General features: G+C 38.4%; 27 protein-coding genes. All 27 read left to right on the forward strand.

What is annotated here, in order from left to right:
* Positions 1 to 29 precede the first annotated feature (29 nt).
* The 27 genes from T479_RS04810 to fliL all read left to right on the forward strand — a co-directional run bounded on the left by T479_RS04810 (position 30) and on the right by fliL (position 26,132).
* Positions 30 to 785, forward strand: coding sequence for a ribonuclease HII (locus T479_RS04810; protein WP_025218787.1), 756 nt, complete (start codon positions 30 to 32; stop codon positions 783 to 785).
* A 15-nt stretch (positions 786 to 800) separates the two neighbouring features.
* The gene (locus tag T479_RS04815; protein WP_025218788.1) at positions 801 to 2,696 is read left to right on the forward strand and encodes a TP0910 N-terminal domain-containing protein; all 1,896 of its coding nucleotides are present in this window, start codon (positions 801 to 803) and stop codon (positions 2,694 to 2,696) included.
* On the forward strand, positions 2,693 to 3,016 hold the full coding sequence (locus T479_RS04820; RefSeq protein ID WP_024362049.1) for an EscU/YscU/HrcU family type III secretion system export apparatus switch protein: 324 nt from the start codon (positions 2,693 to 2,695) through the stop codon (positions 3,014 to 3,016). Before T479_RS04815 ends, T479_RS04820 begins: the two co-directional genes overlap by 4 nt.
* Before the next feature lie 140 nt (positions 3,017 to 3,156).
* The gene (gene sucC, locus T479_RS04825) at positions 3,157 to 4,317 is read left to right on the forward strand and encodes an ADP-forming succinate--CoA ligase subunit beta (protein WP_024362048.1); all 1,161 of its coding nucleotides are present in this window, start codon (positions 3,157 to 3,159) and stop codon (positions 4,315 to 4,317) included.
* Positions 4,318 to 4,334: 17 nt separating this feature from the next.
* Complete coding sequence (sucD, locus tag T479_RS04830; RefSeq protein ID WP_024362047.1) at positions 4,335 to 5,237, forward strand: succinate--CoA ligase subunit alpha; 903 nt, start codon at positions 4,335 to 4,337, stop codon at positions 5,235 to 5,237.
* Positions 5,238 to 5,459: 222 nt separating this feature from the next.
* On the forward strand, positions 5,460 to 6,356 hold the full coding sequence (gene dprA, locus T479_RS04835) for a DNA-processing protein DprA (RefSeq protein ID WP_025218789.1): 897 nt from the start codon (positions 5,460 to 5,462) through the stop codon (positions 6,354 to 6,356).
* 91 nt (positions 6,357 to 6,447) lie between these two features.
* Complete coding sequence (topA, locus tag T479_RS04840; protein ID WP_024362045.1) at positions 6,448 to 8,526, forward strand: type I DNA topoisomerase; 2,079 nt, start codon at positions 6,448 to 6,450, stop codon at positions 8,524 to 8,526.
* Between the two features lie 18 nt (positions 8,527 to 8,544).
* Positions 8,545 to 9,858: an FADH(2)-oxidizing methylenetetrahydrofolate--tRNA-(uracil(54)-C(5))-methyltransferase TrmFO gene (gene trmFO, locus T479_RS04845; protein ID WP_024362044.1), complete on the forward strand. Its 1,314-nt coding sequence runs from the start codon at positions 8,545 to 8,547 to the stop codon at positions 9,856 to 9,858.
* Between the two features lie 285 nt (positions 9,859 to 10,143).
* The gene (gene xerC / locus T479_RS04850) at positions 10,144 to 11,043 is read left to right on the forward strand and encodes a tyrosine recombinase XerC (protein ID WP_024362043.1); all 900 of its coding nucleotides are present in this window, start codon (positions 10,144 to 10,146) and stop codon (positions 11,041 to 11,043) included.
* 22 nt (positions 11,044 to 11,065) lie between these two features.
* The gene (gene hslV / locus T479_RS04855) at positions 11,066 to 11,611 is read left to right on the forward strand and encodes an ATP-dependent protease subunit HslV (RefSeq protein ID WP_024362042.1); all 546 of its coding nucleotides are present in this window, start codon (positions 11,066 to 11,068) and stop codon (positions 11,609 to 11,611) included.
* On the forward strand, positions 11,611 to 13,011 hold the full coding sequence (gene hslU, locus T479_RS04860; protein ID WP_024362041.1) for an ATP-dependent protease ATPase subunit HslU: 1,401 nt from the start codon (positions 11,611 to 11,613) through the stop codon (positions 13,009 to 13,011). The genes hslV and hslU overlap by 1 nt, the downstream gene beginning before the upstream one ends.
* 86 nt (positions 13,012 to 13,097) lie before the next feature.
* Positions 13,098 to 13,877 carry a GTP-sensing pleiotropic transcriptional regulator CodY gene (codY, locus tag T479_RS04865; RefSeq protein WP_024362040.1) on the forward strand — a complete coding sequence of 260 codons (780 nt, stop codon included), beginning with the start codon at positions 13,098 to 13,100 and terminating at the stop codon, positions 13,875 to 13,877.
* A gap of 874 nt (positions 13,878 to 14,751) precedes the next feature.
* A complete protein-coding gene (flgB, locus tag T479_RS04870) occupies positions 14,752 to 15,144 on the forward strand; it encodes a flagellar basal body rod protein FlgB (protein ID WP_024362039.1) in 393 nt (130 codons plus the stop codon).
* A gap of 3 nt (positions 15,145 to 15,147) precedes the next feature.
* Positions 15,148 to 15,609 carry a flagellar basal body rod protein FlgC gene (gene flgC, locus T479_RS04875; protein ID WP_024362038.1) on the forward strand — a complete coding sequence of 154 codons (462 nt, stop codon included), beginning with the start codon at positions 15,148 to 15,150 and terminating at the stop codon, positions 15,607 to 15,609.
* A gap of 24 nt (positions 15,610 to 15,633) precedes the next feature.
* Positions 15,634 to 15,939: a flagellar hook-basal body complex protein FliE gene (fliE, locus tag T479_RS04880; protein WP_025218790.1), complete on the forward strand. Its 306-nt coding sequence runs from the start codon at positions 15,634 to 15,636 to the stop codon at positions 15,937 to 15,939.
* A gap of 147 nt (positions 15,940 to 16,086) precedes the next feature.
* On the forward strand, positions 16,087 to 17,679 hold the full coding sequence (fliF, locus tag T479_RS04885) for a flagellar basal-body MS-ring/collar protein FliF (protein ID WP_025218791.1): 1,593 nt from the start codon (positions 16,087 to 16,089) through the stop codon (positions 17,677 to 17,679).
* Positions 17,680 to 17,694: 15 nt separating this feature from the next.
* Entirely contained in the window at positions 17,695 to 18,708 is a 1,014-nt protein-coding gene (gene fliG / locus T479_RS04890) for a flagellar motor switch protein FliG (protein WP_024362036.1), read from the forward strand.
* Complete coding sequence (gene fliH / locus T479_RS04895) at positions 18,701 to 19,486, forward strand: flagellar assembly protein FliH (protein WP_025218792.1); 786 nt, start codon at positions 18,701 to 18,703, stop codon at positions 19,484 to 19,486. The genes fliG and fliH overlap by 8 nt, the downstream gene beginning before the upstream one ends.
* A 5-nt stretch (positions 19,487 to 19,491) precedes the next feature.
* Entirely contained in the window at positions 19,492 to 20,817 is a 1,326-nt protein-coding gene (fliI, locus tag T479_RS04900) for a flagellar protein export ATPase FliI (protein ID WP_024362034.1), read from the forward strand.
* Position 20,818: 1 nt separating this feature from the next.
* Positions 20,819 to 21,268 (forward strand): flagellar export protein FliJ, encoded by a 450-nt coding sequence (gene fliJ, locus T479_RS04905; protein WP_024362033.1) that lies wholly within the window; start codon positions 20,819 to 20,821, stop codon positions 21,266 to 21,268.
* Positions 21,269 to 21,272: 4 nt separating this feature from the next.
* A complete protein-coding gene (locus tag T479_RS04910) occupies positions 21,273 to 21,881 on the forward strand; it encodes a MotE family protein (RefSeq protein WP_024362032.1) in 609 nt (202 codons plus the stop codon).
* 27 nt (positions 21,882 to 21,908) lie between these two features.
* The gene (locus tag T479_RS04915) at positions 21,909 to 23,192 is read left to right on the forward strand and encodes a flagellar hook-length control protein FliK (RefSeq protein WP_025218793.1); all 1,284 of its coding nucleotides are present in this window, start codon (positions 21,909 to 21,911) and stop codon (positions 23,190 to 23,192) included.
* A gap of 3 nt (positions 23,193 to 23,195) precedes the next feature.
* Positions 23,196 to 23,864: a flagellar hook assembly protein FlgD gene (gene flgD / locus T479_RS04920; protein ID WP_025218794.1), complete on the forward strand. Its 669-nt coding sequence runs from the start codon at positions 23,196 to 23,198 to the stop codon at positions 23,862 to 23,864.
* Positions 23,865 to 23,879: 15 nt separating this feature from the next.
* Entirely contained in the window at positions 23,880 to 24,251 is a 372-nt protein-coding gene (locus T479_RS04925) for a TIGR02530 family flagellar biosynthesis protein (protein WP_025218795.1), read from the forward strand.
* 85 nt (positions 24,252 to 24,336) lie between these two features.
* Positions 24,337 to 25,284, forward strand: coding sequence for a flagellar basal body rod protein FlgG (gene flgG / locus T479_RS04930; RefSeq protein ID WP_025218796.1), 948 nt, complete (start codon positions 24,337 to 24,339; stop codon positions 25,282 to 25,284).
* A 208-nt stretch (positions 25,285 to 25,492) separates the two neighbouring features.
* On the forward strand, positions 25,493 to 25,714 hold the full coding sequence (locus T479_RS04935; protein WP_025218797.1) for a flagellar FlbD family protein: 222 nt from the start codon (positions 25,493 to 25,495) through the stop codon (positions 25,712 to 25,714).
* Entirely contained in the window at positions 25,704 to 26,132 is a 429-nt protein-coding gene (gene fliL, locus T479_RS04940) for a flagellar basal body-associated protein FliL (RefSeq protein ID WP_024362026.1), read from the forward strand. Before T479_RS04935 ends, fliL begins: the two co-directional genes overlap by 11 nt.
* The last annotated feature ends 31 nt before the right edge of the window (positions 26,133 to 26,163 follow it).

Genomic DNA, 26,163 nt, shown 5'->3' on the forward strand with positions numbered 1-26,163 from the left:
ATATAGAGTAAGATAAAGGGAGTAAAATGATGAAAACGATTAAAGAGATTACAGCAGCACTAAAAATAGCTGAGGATTGGCAAGAATGGATGGCGGCAATTGCAACCGACGAACGTGCAGGTGTGCAGAAAGCATGGCATAGTTGGAATAAACGCCAAGAAAAGAAACGACAGCTATTGGAAGAGCATCAAGCGAAGATTGACTTCGATCAGTGCTATGGTGGTGAAAATGCCTTCATCGCAGGTGTAGATGAAGCAGGGCGCGGGCCTTTAGCAGGACCTGTTGTAACCGCAGCTGTTATTTTGCCAAAAAACTGTGAAGCTCTTGTAGGATTAAATGATTCGAAGCAGTTAACAAAGGAAAAACGCAATGTTTTTGCAGCATTGGTGAAAGAACATGCCATTAGCTATTTCATTCATTTTCAATCAGCACAAATGATTGATGCACTGAACATCTATGAAGCAACAAAGCAATCGATGAAAACAAGTGTGGAATCCTTGTCCATTAAACCGGATTATGTGCTAGTCGATGCTATGACACTACCAATCACCATTCCACAGGATTCGATTATTAAAGGCGATGCAAAAAGTTTAGCCATTGCAGCAGCTTCTATTTTAGCGAAAACAGCTAGGGATGAGTATATGGAACAATTGGACAAAGAATTTCCTATGTATGGCTTTGCACAGCATGCGGGCTACGGTACAAAACAACATTTAGAGGCACTTGAAACATTCGGACCAACTATACATCATCGCAAGTCTTTTGAACCTATAAAATCGATGTAAGAAAGGAGTAATTAGATGACAGCAACATCGTTTAATCCAATACAAATGCAACAAACTACTTTAACTCCAGCAAATCAACCGCTGGCATTAAAGCAAGGACAAGTATTTCATGGCACGATTAAACAATTATATCCAGATCAAACGGCAGAGGTCCAAGTAGGCAATCAAAAACTGATTGCTAAACTGGAAGTACCGCTAAAAGCAGGGGATGCCCATTTCTTTCAAGTAACAGGGACAAGCCCTCAAACAGAGTTAAAAGTTGTTACAGGACCGATGGGGCAAGAGGTTTCTACAAACCAACAAATAAATCAGCTACTAGATTCGATGAATTTGCCAAAAACGTCAGAAATGCAACAGGTGTTAGCGCACTTTATTAAGGCTCAAATACCGATTTCTAAAGAGCAACTTATGCAAGCTGAAATGTGGATGAAGGCATTGCCTGAAGGTGTGACAAAGATGGATGCCTTACAAGCGCTTCAAAAAATGGTTGAGCTAAAAATGCCAATGACGCAAGATGTGTTTCAAGCACTTGTTAGTGGGCAAAAAACATCCGGTATGTCGGCAATAATGGATAATTTTACACAGTTATTAGCGAAGGATACAGCATTACAAGCCAATGTGAAACAAAATTTGATGCAACAAGTGTTAGCCATTGCAAAACCCTTCGAGGCAGAAACAGGTACGTTACTGCTCGCAAAATCGATTCAACTTTTAACTAATAACGCAGCATCAACAAGTGAACGATTACAAGCTTTAACTCTATTAAAAGAAGCGGGTATTTTACCGCAACAAGCAACTTTACAAAATTGGTCGTCTCTAAATGAAGCAAAAGCTGTGCAACAAGGTCAACTTCAGCAGGCTGGCCAAGTAATCCAAACAATTTTAGCAACAAAACCAGAAAATAAGCAACAGCTTATTGAACAGCTAAAATCTTGGACAGCGAGCCAAAATTTATTGAGCAATGAGCAAAAGCAACAGCTGAACCAAATGATTGATCGATTTAATCAATTACCAACTAATAAACAAACATTGGAAATCTTTGCGAAGCAAATGCAAGAGCAACTAATCAAAGCGTTCGCTCACAATGCACCCGAACGGTTATTTACGCAAGATGGTAATGCGCTTTCTGTAAAAGAACATTTATTATCACTGTTTAAGCAAGAGTCGACAATTCCAGTACAAAATGACGCGCTGATGCGAAATCTTGTAAAACAAAGTGCGGAGGCACCACAACCAACTATTCAACGCATGCTTACAGAAGCTGATGCACATGTACGAAATTCAATGGATAGTAAAGCGATGGAGCATGCCCTTAAAACGGTATTGAAAAGTTTAGGCATTAGTTACGAGGCTACGCTTAGTAGTAAATCAGCGGATTTGCAAGCAATTGCACACCAATTAAAACCACAGCTTCATACATTGCTTCAAGAAGCTCAAATAACGCCACAACTAAGGGAAGCAGCTGAGCTGTTAATGACACGCATGAATGGGATGCAACTTGTGTCAGGAGAAAATGGTCATCAACACCAGCTCGTGATGCAAGTGCCCCTTGAATTTTTTGGAAAGAAAATGGATGCCACGTTACAATGGAATGGGCGTATGAAAGAAGACGGAAAGATTGATGCCAACTACGCACGAATATTGTTTTATTTACAAATGGAGTCAATGAAAGAAACCGTAATTGATATGCAAGTTCAAAATCGTGTCGTCACTGTCACAGTATTTAATGAAAATTCAGATATTGCTTTTCAGGCAGAACCTCTAAAAACAGCATTGAAATTAGGGCTTGCAAAAAAAAATTATCAGCTATCGGGAGTCTTTATTAAACAATTTGAAAAAGCCCAACTTGAAAAAACAACCCCTGTAGTACAACAGCAGGAGGAAATTAGTGGGGTGGATTTCCGCATATGAGTGAAGAAAAAAAGACGCGTAAAGAAGCGATTGCCCTCACTTATAAACAAGGACAATTTGATAGCCCATCTGTCGTAGCAAAAGGAAAAGGGAAAGTGGCTGAAAATATATTGGCCCGTGCAAGTGAACATGATGTGCCGATATATGAGGATCCGAATCTTGTTCAATTACTTGGACAATTAGATTTAAATGAGTCAATACCTGAAGAATTATATCAAGCGGTGGCTGAAGTGTTTGCTTTTATTTATCATCTAGACCAACAACATAGCAAAAATATAGAAAAAATAAAGAATTCTGATTTCAAGAATTCTCTGTTTTAGTACACGAAGTAGAAGAAAACGTCATAATTTTAGATAAAATTCGAACAAAAGACAAAGTGTAGACTTTATCAGAATCTTTCGTTAGAATAGATTATGTTAGTAAAACAATTTTATGCAAATGTTTGATGGGAGGATGTATTATGAATATCCATGAATATCAAGGGAAAGAGATTCTGAGAAAATATGGTGTTGCAGTACCCAATGGAAAAGTTGCTTTTTCCCCTGATGAGGCAGTGAAGGTAGCGAAGGAACTTGGCTCAAATGTAACCGTGGTCAAGGCGCAAATTCATGCAGGTGGACGCGGTAAAGCTGGTGGTGTCAAAATCGCAAAAAACCTTGATGAGGTGCGTACATACGCAAAAGAGTTATTAGGTAAAATTTTAGTAACTCATCAAACAGGTCCAGAAGGTAAAGAAGTAAAACGCTTGTATATTGAAGAGGGCTCTGATATCCAAAAAGAGTATTATTTAAGTTTAGTATTAGACCGCGCTACTTCTCGTGTAACATTTATGGGTTCAGAAGAAGGCGGTATGGATATTGAAGAAGTAGCTGAAACAAATCCAGAAAAAATCTTCAAAGAAGTTGTTGATCCAGTAATTGGACTAACAAGCTTCCAAGCACGTCGTATGGCGTTTAATATGAATATTCCAGCAAACCTAGTAGGGAAAGCTGTTAAATTAATGTTAGGTTTATATCAAGCATTTATCGACAAAGATGCTTCAATAGTAGAAATTAATCCACTTGTTGTCACTGGACAAGGAGAGGTTGTAGCACTAGATGCTAAATTTAATTTTGATGCCAATGCGTTGTATCGTCATAAAGATATTGTCGAATTACGCGATTTTGATGAAGAAGATCCAAAAGAAATCGAAGCATCGAAATATGATCTTAGCTATATTTCACTAGATGGCAACATTGGCTGTATGGTAAATGGTGCGGGTCTAGCAATGGCAACGATGGATACAATTAGTTACTATGGCGGTAGCCCCGCTAACTTCCTTGATGTAGGGGGCGGCGCAACAGCCGAGAAAGTAACAGAAGCTTTCAAAATTATCCTTTCTGACTCAAATGTAAAAGGTATTTTCGTTAATATTTTCGGCGGCATTATGAAGTGTAACATTATCGCTGATGGTGTAGTAACAGCAGCCAAAGAAATCGGTTTATCTGTACCGTTAGTAGTACGTTTAGAAGGTACAAACGTAGAGCTTGGTAAAGAAATCTTAAATGCATCAGGTTTAAACATCGTGGCAGCAGACTCAATGGCTGACGGTGCACAAAAAATTGTGGGACTAGTAGGCTAAGGAAGGCAGGGAGAACAATGGCTGTATTTATTAATAAAGATACAAAGGTAATTGTACAAGGGATTACAGGCGAAACAGCGCTATTCCATACGAAGCAGATGCTTGATTATGGTACAAAAATCGTAGCAGGCGTAACACCTGGTAAGGGAGGTCTTGAAATTGAAGGCGTACCTGTGTTCAATACTGTAGCTGAGGCTGTAGCAGCAACAGGTGCAACAACATCGGTTATTTATGTACCAGCACCTTTTGCAGCAGATGCCATTTTAGAAGCTGTTGATGCTGAGCTAGAATTAACAATTTGTATTACAGAACATATTCCTGTCCTTGACATGGTGAAGGTTAAACGCTTTATGGAAGGCAAAAAAACACGCCTAGTTGGTCCAAACTGTCCAGGTGTTATTACGGCTGATGAGTGTAAGATTGGTATTATGCCTGGTTATATTCATACAAAAGGGCATGTTGGTGTAGTTTCACGTTCTGGCACATTAACGTATGAAGCGGTACACCAATTGACGCAAGCTGGTATTGGTCAAACAACGGCTGTAGGTATCGGAGGAGACCCTGTAAATGGGACTAACTTTATCGATGCCCTTGAAGCATTCAACAATGACCCTGAAACATATGCAGTTGTCATGATTGGGGAAATTGGTGGTACTGCTGAAGAAGAAGCAGCTGAGTGGATTAAAGCAAATATGACAAAGCCGGTTGTTGGCTTTATTGGTGGACAAACAGCACCTCCAGGGAAACGTATGGGACATGCAGGTGCCATTATTTCTGGCGGTAAAGGAACGGCTGCTGAAAAAATTAAAGCAATGAACGAAGCTGGTATTGAAGTTGCTGAAACACCTTCTGTTATCGGCGAAACACTTATTAAGGTAATTAAAGAAAAAGGGCTATACGAAAAATGTAAAACCCATTAAAATGGAAGATGTAGCACATTGTGGCTACATCTTTTTCTCTGTCTCGGTAGATGGTAAACCTGTTCGTAGCTTTACAAACGGCGGTGTTTGTACAGTTACATGCTAAACGCACACAACAAAAGTCGACAAGGCGAAGCTACAGGACGGGTCATATTCTATTTTTTTGTGCTGAAATAACAATTGCGGTCATTTAATTTCTTCTATTATAAAGGAGGTTTTTAAATGATTTTCTCAGTAGATACACAGAGATTACTAGCTATGCATTATATATATCCATTACCACTCCAAAAACTTCAACAATTATTGTCCCCGGTGGATGTATTGAGTTATTTTGAAGAAGCGCACCCTGAAGAGATTGCGGGTGCATTGCAAATAACATGGCAAAAAGCGCTGCTAATGATTCGGAATTTTCAACGTGTTCGACACTTGCCATTTGAAGAGGCTTACGCACAAGCAAATATTTTCCCCATACCATTTAATCACCCATATTTCCCGGCGCAATTATTTGAAATACCTAGTCCACCTACTGTATTGTATGTGAAAGGTCAGTCTGCTCTGCTAGCAAGAGATAAACGGATAGCTATAATAGGCTCTAGAAAGGCTACAGCCTATACAAGAACGGCAATGGACTTAATCGTCCCTCCGCTTGTTGCGCACGAATATACGGTTGTCAGTGGGCTTGCACGAGGTGCTGATACAATGGCTCATGAAGCGACGATTAAATTTGGTGGACAAACAATTGCCGTGTTAGGTCATGGTTTTCATTATGTCTATCCTAAGGAAAACCAAGCACTTGCTCAGCACATGGCAGAAAACCATTTACTTGTTACAGAGTATCCACCTTATATGCGACCGGCAAAATGGCAATTTCCTATGCGTAACCGGCTAATAAGTGGTCTGACTCAAGCAATCGTTGTCACGGAGGCTGCGCTAAAAAGTGGGACGTTAATTACGACAGAATGCGCATTAGAGCAAGGCAAAGATGTATTTGTCGTTCCCGGACCGATTAATAAAGAGCAGTCAAAAGGGACAAATAAATTACTTATAGAAGGAGCTATACCCGTGTGCGATGGTCACCAAATCGTTGAAACACTTTCGCTCTTTTCTAGCAAAAATTGAAAAAAAGTTGCATTATCTTAAAATCTGTTATACATTTTGCAACAGGTAACTTAAAAAATTAGCAATAGACCTCGCTAAGGGGGAGACATAGATGGCGGATTATTTAGTGATTGTAGAATCACCAGCAAAAGCAAAAACAATTGAACGTTATTTAGGAAAAAAATATAAAGTAAAAGCATCTGTTGGACATGTGCGTGACTTACCACGAAGTCAAATGGGTGTAGATACTGAAAATAATTACGAACCTAAATATATTACAATTCGCGGAAAAGGACCTGTTTTACAGGAACTGAAGTCTGCGGCTAAAAAAGTGAAGAAAGTCTATCTAGCGGCCGATCCAGACCGCGAGGGAGAAGCGATTGCTTGGCACCTTGCGACGGCATTAAATATTGATATTAATTCAGACTGTCGAGTTGTTTTTAATGAAATTACAAAAGATGCGATTTTAGATTCCTTTAAAAACCCACGTGCCATTAATATGGACTTAGTGGATGCTCAACAAACACGTCGGATGTTAGATCGTCTAGTAGGCTATAATATAAGCCCAATTCTTTGGAAAAAAGTAAAGAAGGGCTTATCAGCAGGTCGCGTACAATCGGTTGCACTTCGTATGATCATTGATCGTGAAAATGAAATTAAAAACTTCCAACCAGAAGAGTATTGGACGATTGAAGGCTCTTTTGAAAAGGGCAAAAAGACATTCGATGCACTGTATTACGGTAACGGCAAAGAAAAAATCAAATTATCGAATGAAGAGCAAGTAAAGTCGATTTTAAAAAATGTCAAAGGTACAGCATTTGAAGTTGTCAATGTGACGAAAAAAGAACGTAAACGAAATGCTGCGCCTGCTTTTACGACATCTTCTTTACAACAAGAAGCAGCGCGAAAGTTAAATTTCCGTGCGAAGAAAACGATGATGCTGGCACAGCAATTGTATGAAGGTATTGATATTGGTAAAAAAGAAGGTACAGTCGGTTTAATCACGTACATGCGTACAGATTCAACACGTATATCTGAAACTGCAAAAGCGGAAGCGGTTTCTTATATTGAGACAAAGTATGGGAAAGAATATATCTCGACAGAAACAAAGCAGGCCAAAAAAGCATCGAATGCGCAAGATGCCCATGAAGCCATTCGTCCAACAAGTACGATGCGAACACCGGATGAGTTAAAAACAGTGCTTAGTCGCGATCAGCTACGCTTATACCGTTTGATTTGGGAGCGCTTTATTGCGAGTCAAATGGCCCCTGCTGTTCTAGATACAGTGGCTGTAGATCTTCAGAATAATGATGCTTTATTCCGTGCAAACGGTTCACAGGTCAAATTTGCCGGATTTATGAAACTCTATATTGAAGGTACAGATGATCAAACAGAAGAAACGACGAAACTTCTACCGGAAATGGAAATCGGCGATCAGGTGACATCACTTGAAATCGAACCGAAGCAACACTTTACACAGCCTCCACCGCGTTATTCAGAAGCGCGTCTTGTGAAAACAATGGAAGAGTTAGGAATAGGACGACCGTCGACATATGCACCGACCCTCGATACAATTCAACGCCGCGGCTATGTTGTGCTTGATGCCAAAAGATTTATGCCGACAGAGCTAGGTGAAATTGTCCACCAACAAATGCTGGAATTTTTCCCTGATATCATCAATATCGAATTTACAGCAAAAATGGAACAAGATCTCGATGATGTTGAAGAAGGTAGTCGTAAATGGGTTGAAGTAATCGATGATTTTTATAAAGACTTTGAAGTTCATGTCAAGCATGCGGATGCTGAAATGGAGAAAGTAGTAATTAAAGATGAACCGGCTGGTGAGGATTGCGAAAAATGTGGTTCACCAATGGTATTCAAACTGGGGCGCTATGGAAAATTTATGGCTTGCTCGAACTTCCCAGATTGCCGAAATACAAAAGCAATTATGAAGCCAATCGGGGTTAAATGCCCTTCTTGTGAAACAGGTGAAATTGTTGAGCGTAAAAGTAAAACAAAGCGTTTATTTTATGGATGTAATCAATATCCAGAATGCGAATTTGTATCATGGGATAAACCGATTAGTAGACCATGCCCGAAATGTAGTGCATTATTAGTAGAGAAAAAATTAAAAAAAGGTGTACAAATTCAGTGTACGAAATGTGACTATGAAGAGACACCAACACAATGATAGGAAGATGGTAAGAACATGACTGAACTAGTTGTAAATGTAATAGGTGCTGGCCTTGCAGGAAGTGAAGCGGCTTGGCAAATTGCTAAACGTGGAGTAAAAGTTAAACTTTATGAAATGCGCCCTGTTAAACAAACACCTGCCCACCATACTGATAAATTTGCAGAGCTTGTTTGTTCAAACTCGTTACGTGCTAATACACTGACAAATGCAGTAGGTGTTATTAAAGAAGAAATGCGTTTATTAGACTCTGTTATTTTAAAAGCAGCTGATGCATGCTCAGTACCAGCAGGTGGTGCACTTGCAGTTGACCGTCATGAGTTTGCAGGCTATGTAACGGAAGCGGTAAAAAATCACCCACTAGTGGAAGTAATACATGAAGAAGTTACAGAAATTCCAGAGGGCATTACGGTTATTGCAACAGGCCCACTCACTTCAAAAGCACTAGCTGAAAAAATTCAAGGATTAACAGGTCTCGACTATTTATATTTCTATGATGCAGCTGCACCAATTATTGAAAAAGATAGCATCGATATGGATAAAGTATATTTAAAATCTCGTTATGATAAAGGTGAAGCGGCTTATTTAAACTGTCCTATGACAAAAGAAGAATTCGATCGTTTCCGCCAAGCATTGATTGAAGCAGAAGTTGTGCCATTAAAAGAATTTGAAAAAGAAATTTATTTTGAAGGCTGCATGCCAATCGAAGTAATGGCAGCTCGTGGTGAAAAAACAATGTTATTTGGACCGATGAAGCCAGTAGGGCTTGAAGATCCAAAAACAGGTAAACGACCATATGCGGTAGTACAATTGCGCCAAGATGATGCAGCGGGTACCCTTTACAATATCGTAGGTTTCCAAACGCACTTAAAGTGGGGGCCGCAAAAGGAAGTACTACAACTAATTCCTGGACTAGAAAATGTTGAAATCGTACGCTATGGTGTAATGCACAGAAATACTTTCATTAATTCACCGAAAGTTTTAGAGAAAACATATCAGTTACGTGAACAAAAAAATATTTTCTTTGCTGGTCAAATGACGGGTGTAGAAGGTTATGTAGAATCAGCAGGAAGCGGTTTAATTGCTGGCATTAATGCGGCACGTTTAGCATTGGGACAAGAGCCAATTATTTTCCCATTCGAAACGGCATTAGGAAGTATGGCGCGTTATATAACAGAAGCACAATCGAAAAACTTCCAACCGATGAATGTCAACTTTGGCATATTCCCTGAATTACCACCTGGACGTCGTTCAAAACCAGAACGTGCAGAAATGCATGCTGCACGTGCAATGAGCACAATTCAAAATTTTGTGAATTCACAAACAATTTAATTGCCAAAAGCCTCTAAAAGTTGATATACTCTTAGAGGCTTTTTCTTTTATGTAGACAAAATGCTTATTTACACGTATTTTATTATTTTGTATAGAGATTTTCTCAAAATATAACCATTTTCACTTGCTATATTACGAAGATAGGTATAGTGTCAATATGTATGTTTTTTAAAGATTACTAAAGCAACAAATTGATTTAGATGGCCGCAATTGTTTTACCATTTGAATTTGTTGGTAATAGTAATGAGAGAAGGTTACGAATAATTCATTGGTGGTGAATCTTTCATGTTAGTTTCGTCCCAAGAAGCACTTGAACAGTTTATGCTTTACATCCAGGTAGAAAAAAACTTCTCTGTTCATACTGTGCGAGAATATGAATCAGACCTACTGGATTTTTTAGCGTTTTTACAGGCAGAAGGCGTTAATGATTTAGCTAGTGTTGAGTATATACATGCACGTCTATATGTAACGAAGTTGTACGATGAAAAGAAAGCAAGAACTTCTGTATCAAGGAAGATTTCATCAATCCGCTCCTTTTTTCGCTTTCTAAATAAACAGCACGGCTTGGATGATGGCGCTTTTCGATCGCTCTATCATCCGAAAAAAGAATCACGTTTACCAAGTTTTTTTTACGAACAAGAATTAATGCAGCTTTTTGATGCGAATGTAGGCGATGATTTGAAATCGTTGCGCAATATGGCGATTTTAGAGTTATTATATGCAACGGGCATTCGTGTGAGTGAGCTCACATCCATTATGGTAGGGGATATAGATTTCCGTTATTCTATTGTTCGGGTAATGGGTAAAGGAAGAAAAGAACGTATTATACCATTTGGTCAATTTGCGAGTGTGGCTATACAGCACTACATAGAGCAGGCTCGTCCACGTTTGATGAAACAAACAAATCATGAGCAATTATTTGTCAACATGCGTGGTGGGGAACTTACACCACGAGGGGTACGTCATATTTTAAATGAAATGATTGACAAGACCTCACTCCATACGAAAATATACCCACATATGCTTCGCCATACTTTTGCTACACATTTACTGAATCATGGCGCGGATTTACGGACGGTGCAGGAGTTACTGGGCCACGCGCATTTAACTTCAACACAGGTTTATACGCATGTAACAAATGAGCATCTTCGTCAAACATATATGAATGCCCATCCAAGGGCATAATAGAGGCTAAGGAGGAAGGCAAATGGGACAAATCCATGCGACTACGATATTTGCGGTACATCATAACGGCGGGTGCGCTATGGCTGGCGATGGTCAAGTGACACTTGGCAATGCGGTTGTCATGAAAGGAACTGCAAGGAAGGTCAGACGTCTGTTTAATGGTCAGGTGCTGGCAGGCTTTGCGGGGTCGGTAGCTGATGCATTTACACTTTTTGAAATGTTTGAAGCGAAATTAAACGAATATAATGGGAATTTACAGCGGGCTGCTGTAGAAGTAGCAAAACAATGGCGCGGTGATAAAATGCTACGCCAATTAGAAGCGATGTTACTTGTAATGGATAAAAGTACACTACTCCTTGTATCTGGTACGGGAGAAGTGATCGAACCAGACGATGGTATTTTAGCAATTGGTTCTGGTGGGAATTATGCATTATCAGCAGGTCGAGCTCTAAAAAAATATGCAGGTGAAACAATGACTGCCCGAGAGATTGCGGAGGCAGCGTTAGAAACTGCCGCTGAAATTTGTGTATTTACAAACCATAATATTATCGTGGAGGCACTTAACTAATGACACCACAAAACTTAACGCCAAGACAAATTACTGAGCATTTGGATCGTTTTATCGTAGGGCAAAATGAGGCGAAAAGAGCGGTAGCTATTGCATTACGAAATCGTTATCGTCGTTCTCTTCTAGCGGATGATATGAAGGCTGAGGTTATTCCAAAAAATATTTTAATGATTGGACCAACTGGAGTTGGGAAAACTGAAATTGCAAGAAGAATTGCAAAGCTTACGAATGCACCATTCGTGAAAGTTGAAGCAACGAAATTTACAGAAGTGGGCTACGTTGGACGCGATGTGGAGTCAATGGTACGCGATGTTGTAGAGGCTGCTCATCGTCTAGTGAAGGAAGAGATGATGGAGTCTGTGAAGGAGCAAGCGGAAGAATTGGCAAATGAAGCCATTGTAAAATTACTTGTCCCTTCTTTACGTAAAAAACAGGCTATGCAAAATCCGTTTGAAATGTTATTTGGTGGCAAAGAACAACAAACGCATGATGATACATCTTCTGAAGAAACGGAAGTGCGCTCAAAACGTGCGCAAATCGCAATTGATTTACGCAATGGCAAATTAGAAAATGAGTGGGTTACAGTTGAAGTAACGGAGCAAAGTCCGTCGATTTTTGATGCATTGCAAGGAACAGGAATGGATATGTCTGCCAATAGTGGGATGCAAGACATGTTGTCTAGCTTAATGCCTAAAAAACAGAAAAAACGCAGAGTGCAAGTAAAAGATGCACGTCGTATTTTAACTATAGAGGAAGCAAATAAGCTGATTGACGCAGATGAGGTGTCACAAGAAGCGATTGCTAGAGCAGAACAATCTGGGATTATATTTATTGATGAAATCGATAAAATCGCAAGCAAAGACACGAACTCTTCTGCCAGTGTTTCACGCGAGGGTGTTCAGCGCGATATCTTGCCGATTGTCGAAGGTTCTACTGTGACGACAAAGTATGGGGCGGTCAAAACAGACTACATGCTTTTCATTGCAGCAGGTGCTTTCCATATGTCAAAGCCATCCGATTTGATTCCAGAATTACAGGGGCGATTCCCTATCCGTGTTGAATTAGAAAAATTAACGAAGCAAGATTTTGTTCGTATTTTAAAGGAACCAGATCAATCACTTATTTTGCAATATAAAGCATTGTTAGAAACAGAAGGTGTAGCAATCGATTTTGCAGAAAATGCAATTGAACGAATTGCAGAAATTGCTACAGAGGTTAACCAAGAAACCGATAATATTGGTGCACGTCGTTTGCATACAATTTTAGAACGCTTGTTAGAAGAATTATCGTTTGAAGCTTCTGAAATAGCACCGGCGCAAATTGAAATAACAGCTGCTTATGTTGACCAGAAGCTAGCGGGTATTGTAAAAAACAAAGATTTGTCACAGTTTATACTATAGGCAAGGCTTGTTAGTATCATTCAATTGTAAAAAACTTTAGAATATTAAATAAATACGGTATGGATTATTTATAGGAGGAACACATAATGAACTTATTAGAAAAAACACGTAAAATTAACTCGATGCTCCAAGCATCTGCAGGTAAGCCGGTAAACTTTAAAGAAATGGCTGACACACTAGGTGATATTATTGACAGCAACGTTTATATTGTGAGCCGTAAAGGTAAGCTTTTAGGTATTTCAATTCACCAACAAATTGAAAATGAGCGTATGAAAAAAATGTTCGAAGAGCGTCAATTCCCAGAAGAATATACACATAGCTTATTTACAATTTCTGAAACATCTTCAAACCTAGATATAAATAATGAACATACTGCGTTCCCTGTAGAAAATAAAGATTTATTCCAAAGCGCTTTAACAACAATCGTTCCAATCGTTGGTGGCGGTGAACGTTTAGGTACTTTAATTTTAGCCCGTTTATCAGCTCAATTTGAAGATGATGATTTAATTTTAGCTGAGTACGGTGCAACAGTAGTAGGTATGGAAATTTTACGTGAGAAATCAGAAGAGATTGAAGAAGAAGCGCGTAGCAAAGCTGTTGTACAAATGGCGATTAACTCACTTTCATATAGTGAATTAGAAGCGATTGAACATATTTTTGAAGAGCTAGATGGTAACGAAGGTTTATTAGTTGCTTCAAAAATTGCTGACCGCGTAGGTATTACACGTTCAGTAATCGTCAATGCATTACGTAAACTAGAATCTGCGGGTGTCATTGAATCACGCTCTCTAGGTATGAAGGGAACTTACATTAAAGTATTAAACGATAAGTTCTTAAATGCACTTGCTGAAATTAAAATGAAATAATTAAAAAAGCTCCCTCAAATGATTTTGAGGGAGCTTTTCACTGTAACTAAGCGTTGTTTTAGTTATCTCAACTATATACATTGTTAATATGTTAAGCCTTACTTAGCTTTTCTTACGTGCAAATGGTATCTCAACAAATGGTATATGTGTCATTTTTGTGAATGGTACCAATCTTGTATTTTTAATAGGGAAAAATATGGTAGGGCTTTTTTAGTAGGGAAATTTAAAATCCATCTTCTGTAAGTGCAATAACTGCATCCTAAGGTCTGTTTATTGTGGAAAAGGGGAGGTAGCTTTAGCAAAACAAAGGGACAATTAAAATCCGTTAAGCAAAGAATTAATGCTTATCCGAGAATAACTTGCTAATTTCCGCGTAATTCAATCTTTGCATATAAAGAATTTTTCAGAGAAGCAACTGAAAAGTACTCAGTTTGAAGATAGTACATCTGACAATGGGGTATGCATTTCAATAGCCTTTTTTGTCGATGTGCGAAAATTTTCATAATTACATTTCTAGAAGGTTACTTATATAATCATATTAAAAATAGTAAAAAGGGACTTTTTTTAACCGAAAAATCACAATTTGTCATTTATATCCAACCCTGTCTAGTAATAAACAGGGAGATAATTGATACTAATACAGTAAACACTGTCGAAATAGTGTAAAATAACTAGAAATAAGACGAAACGCATCGACGCTTAGTGCCCCAAGGGATGGGGCATATTTGTCCCGGTTAAACTTCTGAAAAAATAGGGCGTATCTACTATTAAAAAATGACAAAAGACAATAGACACTACGTATCATCTTAATTACAATTGTATTATTGGATAAAATAAGAAGTACATAGATTGAATTAAAATGAGGTGAATGGTTTTGAACTTATTTGGAGGAACTATTAGTAGCCTGGAAAACGGACTTTCCTATGCAACTTTGAATCATAAAACAATCGCAAATAACATTGCGAATGTCGATACACCAAATTATAAGGCGAAAAGTGTAAGTTTTAAGGATATGTTGGAGAAAGAGAAACAAATTTCTATTTCGGCATATCGCACAGATAGTAGACATTATGATTTCGAAATAAGACAATCGACACCAGGTGTCCATAATGTTGACGGCTTACGATATCGAAATAACGGAAATGCTGTAGATATGGATGCTGAACAAACGAAATTAGCAGAAAATCAAATCTACTACAATGCTTTAATCGACCGTGTAAATGGTAAGTTAAATACACTCAATACAGTTATTAAAGGAGGTAAGTAATAAATGTCTATATTTCATGGAATGAATACCACTGCCTCTGCTTTAACAGCACAAAGGTTACGCATGGATGTTATTTCTTCCAATATGGCAAACATGGATACAACTCGTGCTAAACAAGTAAATGGGGAATGGGAGCCATACCGCCGGAAGTCTGTCACTTTTTCCGCGCAGGAAGGGCAATTTTCAAAGTTTCTTAATGTTGCACTCGGAAAAAATGCTAAAGGTGGCGTGGGGAATGGCGTAAAAGTATCGCAAATTAAGGAAGATACAGAAACACCTTTCAAATTAGTGTATGATCCGACACATCCGGATGCAAATGCAGAAGGCTATGTCAACATGCCAAATGTTGACCCGTTAAAAGAAATGGTAGATTTAATGTCTGCTACTCGTTCATACGAGGCGAACATAACAGTTTTAAATGCAAATAAGTCCATGCTGACAAAGGCGTTGGAGATTGGTAAATAAACATAAAGAAAGGATGGATACATAATGGCAATTTCGTCCGTTTCACTAATGACACCTACTCAGGTTGTAAATGAAACAAATAAACTAAAAACGACACCTTACGAAGCGCAACAAAGCTTTGCGAATTCGTTAAAAGAGGCAATAGCGAAAGTGAATGATCAGCAAATCACTTCTGATAATTTAACACAAAAGCTAATAACTGGTGGAGATGTGGAGTTGCACGAAGTAATGATTGCATCTCAAAAGGCGAGCATTACATTAAACGCAACACTTGAAGTTCGCAATAAGGTGATTGAAGCTTACCAAGAAATAATGCGAATGAGTGTCTAATTTAATTGCGTTGGTGAAGAAAGACACCAATCCAATTAATTAGGCTTCTCATGGAACGGCACATTTATATTCAATACTTCCATGAGATTCCACTGTTATCGCGAATTATTGATTGCTAGGTTATTCACTATAACCGGAGGATTCATAATGAATGAACGATTGACGAAAATAAAAACCGACACCAGCCAATTTTGGAAAAGTCGGAGTAAAACACAAAAAATAGTAATGCTTAGTTCTGTAGTAGGTGTGATAGCACTTGCAGCCATCATTACGTTTTTTGCAACAAAAACTACATATGTTCCGCTCTATAAAGATTTATCCACAAGAGAAATTGGGCAAGTAAAAGAAGCATTGGATTCTAAAGGTGTAAAATATGAAATTGCCCCAGGAGGCACATCTATATTAGTGCCTCAAGAACAGGTTGACTCTTTATTGGTGCAACTAGCATCAGAAGGATATCCTCAGACTGGAACAATCGATTACTCTTTTGCTAATAGTTCTGGCTTCGGTATGACGGACAATGAATTCAATTTATTGAAAAAAGCCGCAACTGAAACAGAAATCGCTAAGCTTATCAAAAATCTAGAGGGCGTAAAAGATGCAAAAGTGATGATCACTCTTCCTGAAGAAGGAGTTTTCATACAGGATGTAAAAGAAGATGCGACTGCATCCATTGTATTGAATACAGATCCTGGCTATAAGTTTACAGAACAACAAATTGCAACAATGTACAACTTAGTTTCAAAAAGTATTCCGAATTTAAAAACTGATAACATTGTGATCTCGAATCAATTCTCAGAGTACTTTGATTTAAATGCTGCAACAACAGATGGTACATCGACAACAACAGCTGAAGGTCAATTACAAATGAAGAAATTGGTTGAACGTGACCTACAACGTCAAGTGCAAAATATGCTAGGAACACTGATGGGACAAGATAAAGTAATTGTTTCTGTTACAACAGACATTGACTTTAAAAAGGAAAATCGTGAAGAGAACTTAGTGACACCAGTTGATGAAGAGAATATGGAAGGGATTGCGATTAGCGCCCAACGTATTACAGAGCAATATTCTGGTACTGGTAATGCAGCAATGGGTACACCTGAGGCTGAAACAACTACAGATAATTTCACAACATACAATGAGGGTGCAACAGGAAATGGTGATTATGAACGTACGGAAGAAACTATTAATAATGACGTCAACCGTATTCGTAAAGATATTCAAGAAGCACCATATAAAATTCAAGATATTGGCATCCAAGTAATTGTTGAACCACCTACAGCTACAGACGCTGCATCATTACCTGATGGTGTACAACAAGACATTGAGAAAATTTTAAGTACAATTGTTCGTACAACAATTTCAAAGGATGTAGCAGCGGAACTTACTCAAGAGCAAATTGATGAAAAAGTGGCTGTTTCTGTCCAACCGTTAAATGGTAAGGTAGCTGATACTGCTGATGAAACACCTGTTATCCCATGGTGGGTTTGGGTAGTTGGAGGTATTTTACTAGCTGTTATTCTATTACTTGCATTCTTTATTATCCGTTCACGTAAACGTGCGAAGGAAGAAGAAGAGTTAAGTATCCTAGAAGAACAAGAAGAATTGATGATTGATGATATTAATGAAGAAATTGAAACGGAAGCTACAATGCGTCGTAAGCAACTTGAAAAAATGGCGAAAGAAAAGCCTGATGATTTTGCAAAGTTACTGCGTAGTTGGATTGCGGAAGACTAACTAGGAGGTTCTGCTGTGTCCAAGAAAGATAAGGAATTAACCGGAAAACAAAAGGCCGCACTCTTGTTAATTTCATTAGGGCCTGAGGTTTCAGCTTCTGTCTATAAACATTTAACTGAGGAAGAAATTGAACGTTTAACGTTAGAAATTTCAAGTGTTAAAAAAGTAGAAGCAAATGTAAAAGAAGAAATTATTGAAGAATTCCACAATATTGCACTTGCGCAAGATTATATTACACAAGGCGGTATTGGCTACGCGAAGACGGTATTAGAGAAAGCACTAGGTATTGAACAAGCTCAAACAATCATTAATCGTTTGACTTCTTCTTTACAAGTGCGCCCATTCGACTTTGCACGTAGAGCAGATCCTGCACAAATTTTTAACTTTATTCAAAATGAACATCCACAAACAATTGCCCTTATTCTCTCGTATTTAGAAGCAGGACAAGCGGGTGTTATTTTATCTTCATTACCACAAGAAGTACAAGCTGATATAGCTAAACGTATTGCGATGATGGAGTCAACTTCACCAGAAGTAATTAGTGAAATTGAGTCTGTCTTAGAACGTAAACTATCTTCAACTGTGACGCAAGACTACACAGAAACTGGTGGTATCGACGCAGTCGTTGAAGTATTAAATGGTGTAGACCGACAAACAGAAAAAACGATTCTCGATGCACTCGAAATTCAAGACCCAGAGCTTGCAGAAGAAATCAAAAAACGCATGTTTGTATTCGAAGATATTGTTACGCTTGATAACCGTTCGATTCAGCGTGTTATCCGTGATTGTGAAAACGAAGATTTACTCCTTTCAATGAAAGTGTCAAGCGAAGAAGTAAAAGATATTATCTTCCGAAATATGTCACAACGAATGGCAGATACTTTCAAAGAAGAAATGGAAATTATGGGGCCAGTTCGTTTGCGTGACGTAGAAGAAGCTCAATCGCGAATTGTTGCTGTTATTCGTCGCTTAGAGGATGCTGGTGAGATTATTATTGCACGTGGTGGAGGAGATGACGTCATTGTCTAGAATCATCCGTTCTGTATACACACAGTCCAATGGCGATAATGTAAAGAAGATACAAATACGTGATATGTTTGATATACCCGAAATGGAAACAGATGAAACATCCCATCATCAAACGACGATGGAAGATGTATTTGCCGAACGTGATCGTTTACTTGCAGAGGCTCGAGCTGAAATTCAAGCGGCACGACAAGCCTTTGAACAAGAGATGCAAATGCACTTCCAAGAAATTGAGCATATGAAACAAAGCTGGGAAGAAGAACGCCCAAATCGTGTACAAGAAGCGTATGATGAAGGGTATGGTCAAGGCTATGAGGATGGTACAAACAGAGCCACGGAAGCAATGGCGCAATCCCTTCAAACAGCGAATGAAATCATTGTACAAGCTGGGGAAAATGCGAAAAAATATATCGAAGATCAAGAAGCAATTATTTTAGAACTAGGTTTAACTGCTGCAGAACGTATTATAGGGACTTCATTAGAGCAAAACGATGAATTATATCTATCCATTGTTCGTAGAGGTCTTAAAGAAGCGAGAGAAATGAAGGAGATTAAAATCTACGTTTCTCCTACATATTATGGCTTAATTACATCTAATCGTGATGAGTTGGCCGAAATGTTCCCAACAGACGTACCATTTATGATTTTTGTTAACGAAGATTTTGCAAATGAAACAGATTGCTATATCGAAACAAATTATGGTCGGATAGTTGTTAGTATTGACGAGCAATTAAATGAATTAAGAATCAAGCTACATGAAATATTAGAAAGTAAGGAATGATCGACATGAAAACGGCTCAATTAATCGAACAAATTCCAAATATACCGACTTTCAAAAAGTTTGGTAGAGTAACGAGAGTTGTCGGCTTAATGATTGAGTCGCAAGGTCCCGATAGTTCCATCGGTGATGTGTGTAAAATTCATGTTGAAACGTCGAAAAACGGCCATCAAATCATTTTGGCAGAAGTTGTTGGCTTCAAAGATGAAATTGTTGTTTTGATGCCTTATACTTCGCTTCGAGAAATATCGATTGGTTGCTTAGTAGAGGGAACAGGGGCGCCGCTTGAAATTAAAGTGGGACCAGAGTTAATTGGGAAGGTTCTAGATTCAATGGGGAATCCTATTGATGGTACTTTGTTACCGAAAGGATTAATGTCTGTTCCTACAGAACAAGATCCACCCAATCCCCTTACTCGTCCGCCAATTAATGAAAGACTTGAGGTTGGAGTAAAAGCAATTGATGGTATGTTAACTGTCGGTAACGGACAACGTGTAGGTATCTTCGCCGGCTCTGGGGTAGGTAAAAGTACATTACTAGGCATGATTGCACGCAATACACAAGCGGATTTAAATGTCATTGCTTTAGTTGGAGAGCGTGGCCGTGAGGTGCGCGAATTTATTGAAAGAGATTTAGGATCTGAGGGGTTAAGCCGCTCAATTGTTGTGGCAGCTACGTCAGACCAACCAGCACTAATGCGTATTAAAGGAGCGTTTACTGCAACAGCTATTGCAGAGTACTTTAGAAATCGTGGCTTAAATGTCATGTTGATGATGGACTCAGTAACGCGTGTTGCAATGGCACAGCGGGAAATAGGGCTTGCAACAGGAGAGCCCCCTGCTCAAAAAGGTTATACGCCATCTGTATTTGCGATTTTACCAAAGTTATTAGAGCGTACGGGGACAAATGAAAAAGGTTCGATTACTGCCTTTTACACGGTACTAGTTGATGGTGATGATATGAACGAGCCTATAGCTGATACAGTGCGAGGTATTTTAGACGGACATATTGTACTTGACCGAAACCTTGCCAATAAGGGCCAATATCCTGCTATTAATGTGCTGAAAAGCGTCAGTCGTTTAATGAATCATGTGGCAGAGCCAGCGCATAAAAAAGCGGCCGAGCGTTTACGTGAGCTTTATTATACATATGACAAATCTGAGGACTTAATTAATATCGGTGCCTATAAACGTGGGACATCTAAAGAGATTGATGAGGCCATTTATTATGAACCGCTTATTACGGCTTATTTAAAGCAAGGGTATTTAGATAAGGTGACGCTTGAGGAAAGTATGAATGAGTTGATTACATTATCGAACGGTGGTGGCAAGTAGGTTGGTTAGTTATATGTATCGTTTTGAAAAAGTGTTAACCATTCGAGAACAAGAAAAAAATGAAACTGAAATTGCCTATAAAGAAGCTGTTCGTTCTTTTGAAGAGGTTGCAACAAAGTTGTATGACTTGCTGAAAAAGAAAGAGAATTTAATAGAATTTCAGCAAGAACGTTTAGTTGTAGGATCATCAATAGAAGAAATTCATCACTATGCTCGTTTTATTGATAGCCTTGAAAAGACTATTGCCGACGTACAACAAAAGGTTGTACAGGCACGTTCTAAAATGAATTGGTACGAAGAAAAACTATTAGAAAAAAACTTGGAAGTACGTAAATTTGAAAAAATGCGTGAAAAAGATTATAAGTCATTTCAACAAGAACAAGATCGCATCGAGAGCATATTTTTAGATGAAATTTCTTCACTTACGTATTTCAAGAAAGAAATCAGGTGATTTCATGGCGAAAAAAGAAAACCGTATTAAAACTGAATTAGAAGTACAACAGCCACCACGTAAATCAGGAGGTTTCCAAAAGTTTTTTATCTGGATATTAATACCTGTTATGTTTGTAGTCGCGGTGTTACTTGTTGTAGCAACGTTAATGAATACGAACGTCTTTGATTTAGGAAAAAAGGCAGTAAGTAGCTTACCTTTTGTTGAATCAGAGGCACAACAAGCGAAAGATGCTGTTGTAATTGATGATTCCAAAGTTGTAAGTTTACAGGCAGAAATACAAGAAAAAGAAGCCGAAATAGCGCAATTACAAAAAAAATTAGATGACACGACAACTGAGAAAGAAAAATTGTTGACAGAACAAGAGAAATTACTGTTTGAAATAGAAAAATTAAATAGAGAACAAGATGATGTGAAACGTGATTTCAATGATATTTTGTCTACTTTTGATAAGATGTCACCTAAAGCAGCAGCACCGGTGCTTATAAAAATGAGCGATGCACAGGCATTGCGCATTTTATCAAGTTTAAAACCTGATAAGTTAGCTGCTATTTTAGAGAAAATGGAACCACAAGATGCTGCGAAATATACTGAACTGATGGCTAAACAATAAAAAAACAATTGAAAAGGAGGTGAAAACATGAATATTGCAATGATGAATATGACGGCTTCTAAAGTAAACACTGCTTCACCGAAAGCTGTGTCAGCTAGTAATGCTGAAGTAAAAACAAATGCAGGAACAGCTCAAGATAAAGTATCAAAATTTGGATCTGTATTTGGACAAGTAGTAGCTTCAACGAACCAGCAAAATAACATATCACAAAGCAGTGAAACACAAGATGGCGATAAGTTAACTGAACTAGGGGAATTATTAAATACTCAATCTATCGAGGAATTGTTAGATTTGTTAGAAATCCCACATGACGAAGGCTTGTTAATGCTTCAAATAGGGGAAGATGGCAAAGCAGTAGCTATGGATGAAATGTTGAATTTAGACAATTTAATGGCTGCATTGAATGTAGATAAAGAGCAACTTCAGAAATTGGTTCAACAACTTCTAGGGGAAGAACAGCAAGCGAGCGATGTATGGGAGCTACTCACTTTAGTAGACGCTCAAGCACCTGTGTTACAGACACAGTTGGTAGCTGCTTTACAAGGGGAAGGACAAGTAACGCCCGAAGAGGCTACAACCCTACTTCAAGTATTAAAACTAACACAATTGGTTGGACAAAAAACAGATTTAACAATGTCTCAAGAAAATAGCTTGTCAAACGTTCAACAATTTTTAACAACGGTGCAAACGCAAATTGAAACGATTCAAACTGCGCAACAAGTTACCACAAAAACAACCGTTACATTGCCGTTGCAAGGTTTCCAACAAGTCATTCAGCAAGTACAAGTGACGAAACAAAGCGATACAAATGCTAGTGAAATGGTGACAGCAAATACAGTACAAACAAAAGCAGATACATTCCAAGTAACTTTGCCAACAGCTAAGCCAGCTCAATCGGAAGCATTACTGAAAGAAATGCAGGCAATCATCAATAAAGCTCAAATTTCTAATGCGCAAGGGATTACACGTTTAACATTAAAATTATATCCTGAAAATCTTGGTACAATTCGAATCGAGCTTGTCCAAAATGACGGTGTTTTAACTGCGCGTCTACTAGCATCTACTGCGCACGGGCGTGAACTGCTTGACAGTCAAGCACATCAGTTAAAGCAAGCGTTTGTTCAGCAAAATATCCAAGTGGAGCGACTCGATATTGCACAGTCGTTGCAGGATGCTGATAGACAACAGCGAGATCAACACTTCTTTAACAACTTTTTTAAGCGACAACAGCAAGAAGAACAAGAGCAACAAAATGAGGATAACGAAGAGAGTATGTCCTTCCATGATTATTTAGACATTGAGGAGGTGTAAACAGTGGCTGAAACGAAAATTACAAATGATCTCTACTATTCAAACTATAGTGCACCAACTAAACAAACAGGTAATAGTGAGCTCGGTAAAGATGCATTTTTAAAGTTATTAATTACACAATTACAACATCAAGATCCAACAAATCCTATGGATGACCGAGAATTTATTGCTCAAATGGCACAGTTCTCGTCTTTAGAACAAATGCAAAATATGACAAAGGCGATGGAATCATTATTGATGTCTCAACAACAATCGCAGCTTATGAACTATACATCATTTGTTGGCAAAGAAGTAAAATGGCATGAAATCTCAAAAGAAGTGGATAAAGATAATAAGCCGATTGTAATAGAAGGCTCAGGCGTTATCCAATCTTTAAAATTTGTTGATGGGGAAGCCGTGTTTGTATTAGCAGATGGCAAGGAAATATTCCCTGGAAATATCTCTGCTATTCTTGGTAATAAAGAAACGAGCACAGGTGAAAACAATACATCAACTGAATCACCGCTTGTACAAGCGAGTATGCTAATCGGCAAAAATGTTACGTACAAAGACGGGGAACAAGATGCACAAGGTAGAATCACTTCTGTATCTAATAAAGATGGCATTATTTATTACGAATTAGCAAATGGCAAAAAACTAGCAGGGAAAGAATTTACAGTAATTAGCGAATAAAGGTGGTGGAGAGAGATGGATAAATTTTCAATTCATCGTGTCCCATTGTATCCAACTATTCGCCAAAAGCAACCTACACCTACCAATACACAGCAATCGTTTAGCGCGCATTTACATGAGGCGACGAATCAACAGGAGCTAAAAGTCAGTAAGCATGCTTATGAACGCATTAAAGAGCGTAATATCGCGATTACTGAACAGGAATGGCAGGTTGTATCTGACAAGGTATTTGAGGCACATTCCAAAGGTGTCAAACAACCATTAGTCTTGATGGATCAAGCAGCTTTAATTGTCAGTGCTAAAAATGCTACTGTTATTACAGCAATGGATCGCACGGAAGCAAAGCAACAACTGTTTACTAATATTGATGGCACAATCGTGCTTTAAGGCTGGACCTTCTTTAGTAAGGAAGCCTATGTGTTGCTGACTGACAGAGGCACACAATTCAAAAATGAAGGGAGAACGACAACTTATGTTACGTTCTATGTATTCAGGTATTTCAGGTCTTAAAAACTTCCAAACAAAGCTAGATGTTATCGGCAATAATATTGCCAATGTAAACACGTATGGATTTAAAAAAGGTCGCGTGATTTTCAAAGACATCCTATCTCAAACAAGCGGAGGTGCTTCAGCTGCAACACCTACTCGTGGTGGTACAAACCCTATACAAGTAGGTCTTGGTTCAACACTTGCAGCAATTGATACAGTTCACGGTTCTGGATCACGTCAAACGACAAACCGCCCATTGGATCTTGCCATTCAAGGTGAAGGCTTCTTTATGGTAGCTGACTCTGTAACAAATACGGATGGTGTTGCAGAAAACTATACAAACGTTGTTTATACGCGTGCAGGTAACTTCTACATGGATAATGCAGGTTATTTAGTGAATGCAGAGGGGAAATATTTAGTGGGGCATGCCAATGATACATTGTATGGAACTGACTCAACTGAAAGTAATGCAGAAGCAGATAAAAATGCCAGCCCGCTGAATGGAATAACGGAGGATTTACTTGGAGAAAACGATACTTTTACTTTTGACGGTAATAACCCAATTAAAATCCCAACAACTGCAAAAGAGTTGAGTATTGGTCCGGATGGAACGGTTGAATATGTGGATGCCAATGGATATAGACAATATGCAGGTCAAATTGTTATGGTTAAATTCCCTAATGCTGGTGGTCTTGAAAAAGTAGGGAGTAACTACTTCCAAGCAACTGCGAACTCTGGAGCACCTTATGGACAAATTGCTACAGTAGCAGGTATGGGGTCAATTACGGCAGGGGCACTTGAAATGTCCAACGTAGACTTATCTGAAGAATTTACTGAAATGATTGTAGCGCAACGTGGTTTCCAAGCGAATACGCGTATTATCACTACATCAGATGAGGTTCTTCAAGAGTTAGTTAACTTAAAACGATAGTTTAGAAATTAGTTACTTCTAGTTTCGAAAGCTGCTATATCATAGTTTTTAAGCCTTTAAGTATGCAACCAAATAGCTGCTAGTAATTTAGTAGAGCTTTGGATGATGTCACAAGAGGTTATGCGTAGAGGGCGTTCGAGCTATAAAACATAATTTTCAATATGAGGGAGGGTCGGGCCGGCTCTTGCGCTAGACCGGCCCTATTTCAATGATTGAACTAACACGACTAAATGGCAAAGCATTTACAATAAATGCTTTATACATAGAAACAGTCGAATCTTTCCCAGATACGACTATTACTTTAACAACAGGAACAAAAATTATTGTGTTACAGAGTGAAGATGAGGTGCGACAAAAGGCAACAGCTTTTTATAACAATATACAAGTACTATCAAACCCGCATCTACGAGGTGAAGAAGATGAAGAATAATAAAGTGTTAACGATGATTATCATCGTACTAGTGGCGATTATACTTATTGGCGTTATTGCGTTTGTATTATTTACTCAATTCAATAAGCCGGCAGCATCACTTGAACCATCAATAGACGATATTGTAGAAGCCTCTGTTGATGTTCCTGAAATTATGACCAATCTTGCTGATAAAAGGGTTGTGCGCATGACGCTAAAAATCCAAACTACTAGCAAGGACGCTGCAGAAGAGTTAAAGAAGCGTGATTTCCAAACGAATAATTTAATTATTCAAGAGCTTTCAGAAATGGAACAAAAAGATTTAGATGGCAAGCAAGGTAAAATAATGTTTGAAAAGGCAATAAAAACACAGTTAAATGAATTGATGCAAGAGGGAGAAATTCAACAAGTATATATTACCTCCTACATCTTTCAATAAAAATTAGAAACTGCTTGAAATGGAGGTGGGC

The sequence above is a fragment of the Lysinibacillus sphaericus genome (assembly GCF_000600105.1).
Lineage (GTDB): Bacteria > Bacillota > Bacilli > Bacillales_A > Planococcaceae > Lysinibacillus > Lysinibacillus sphaericus.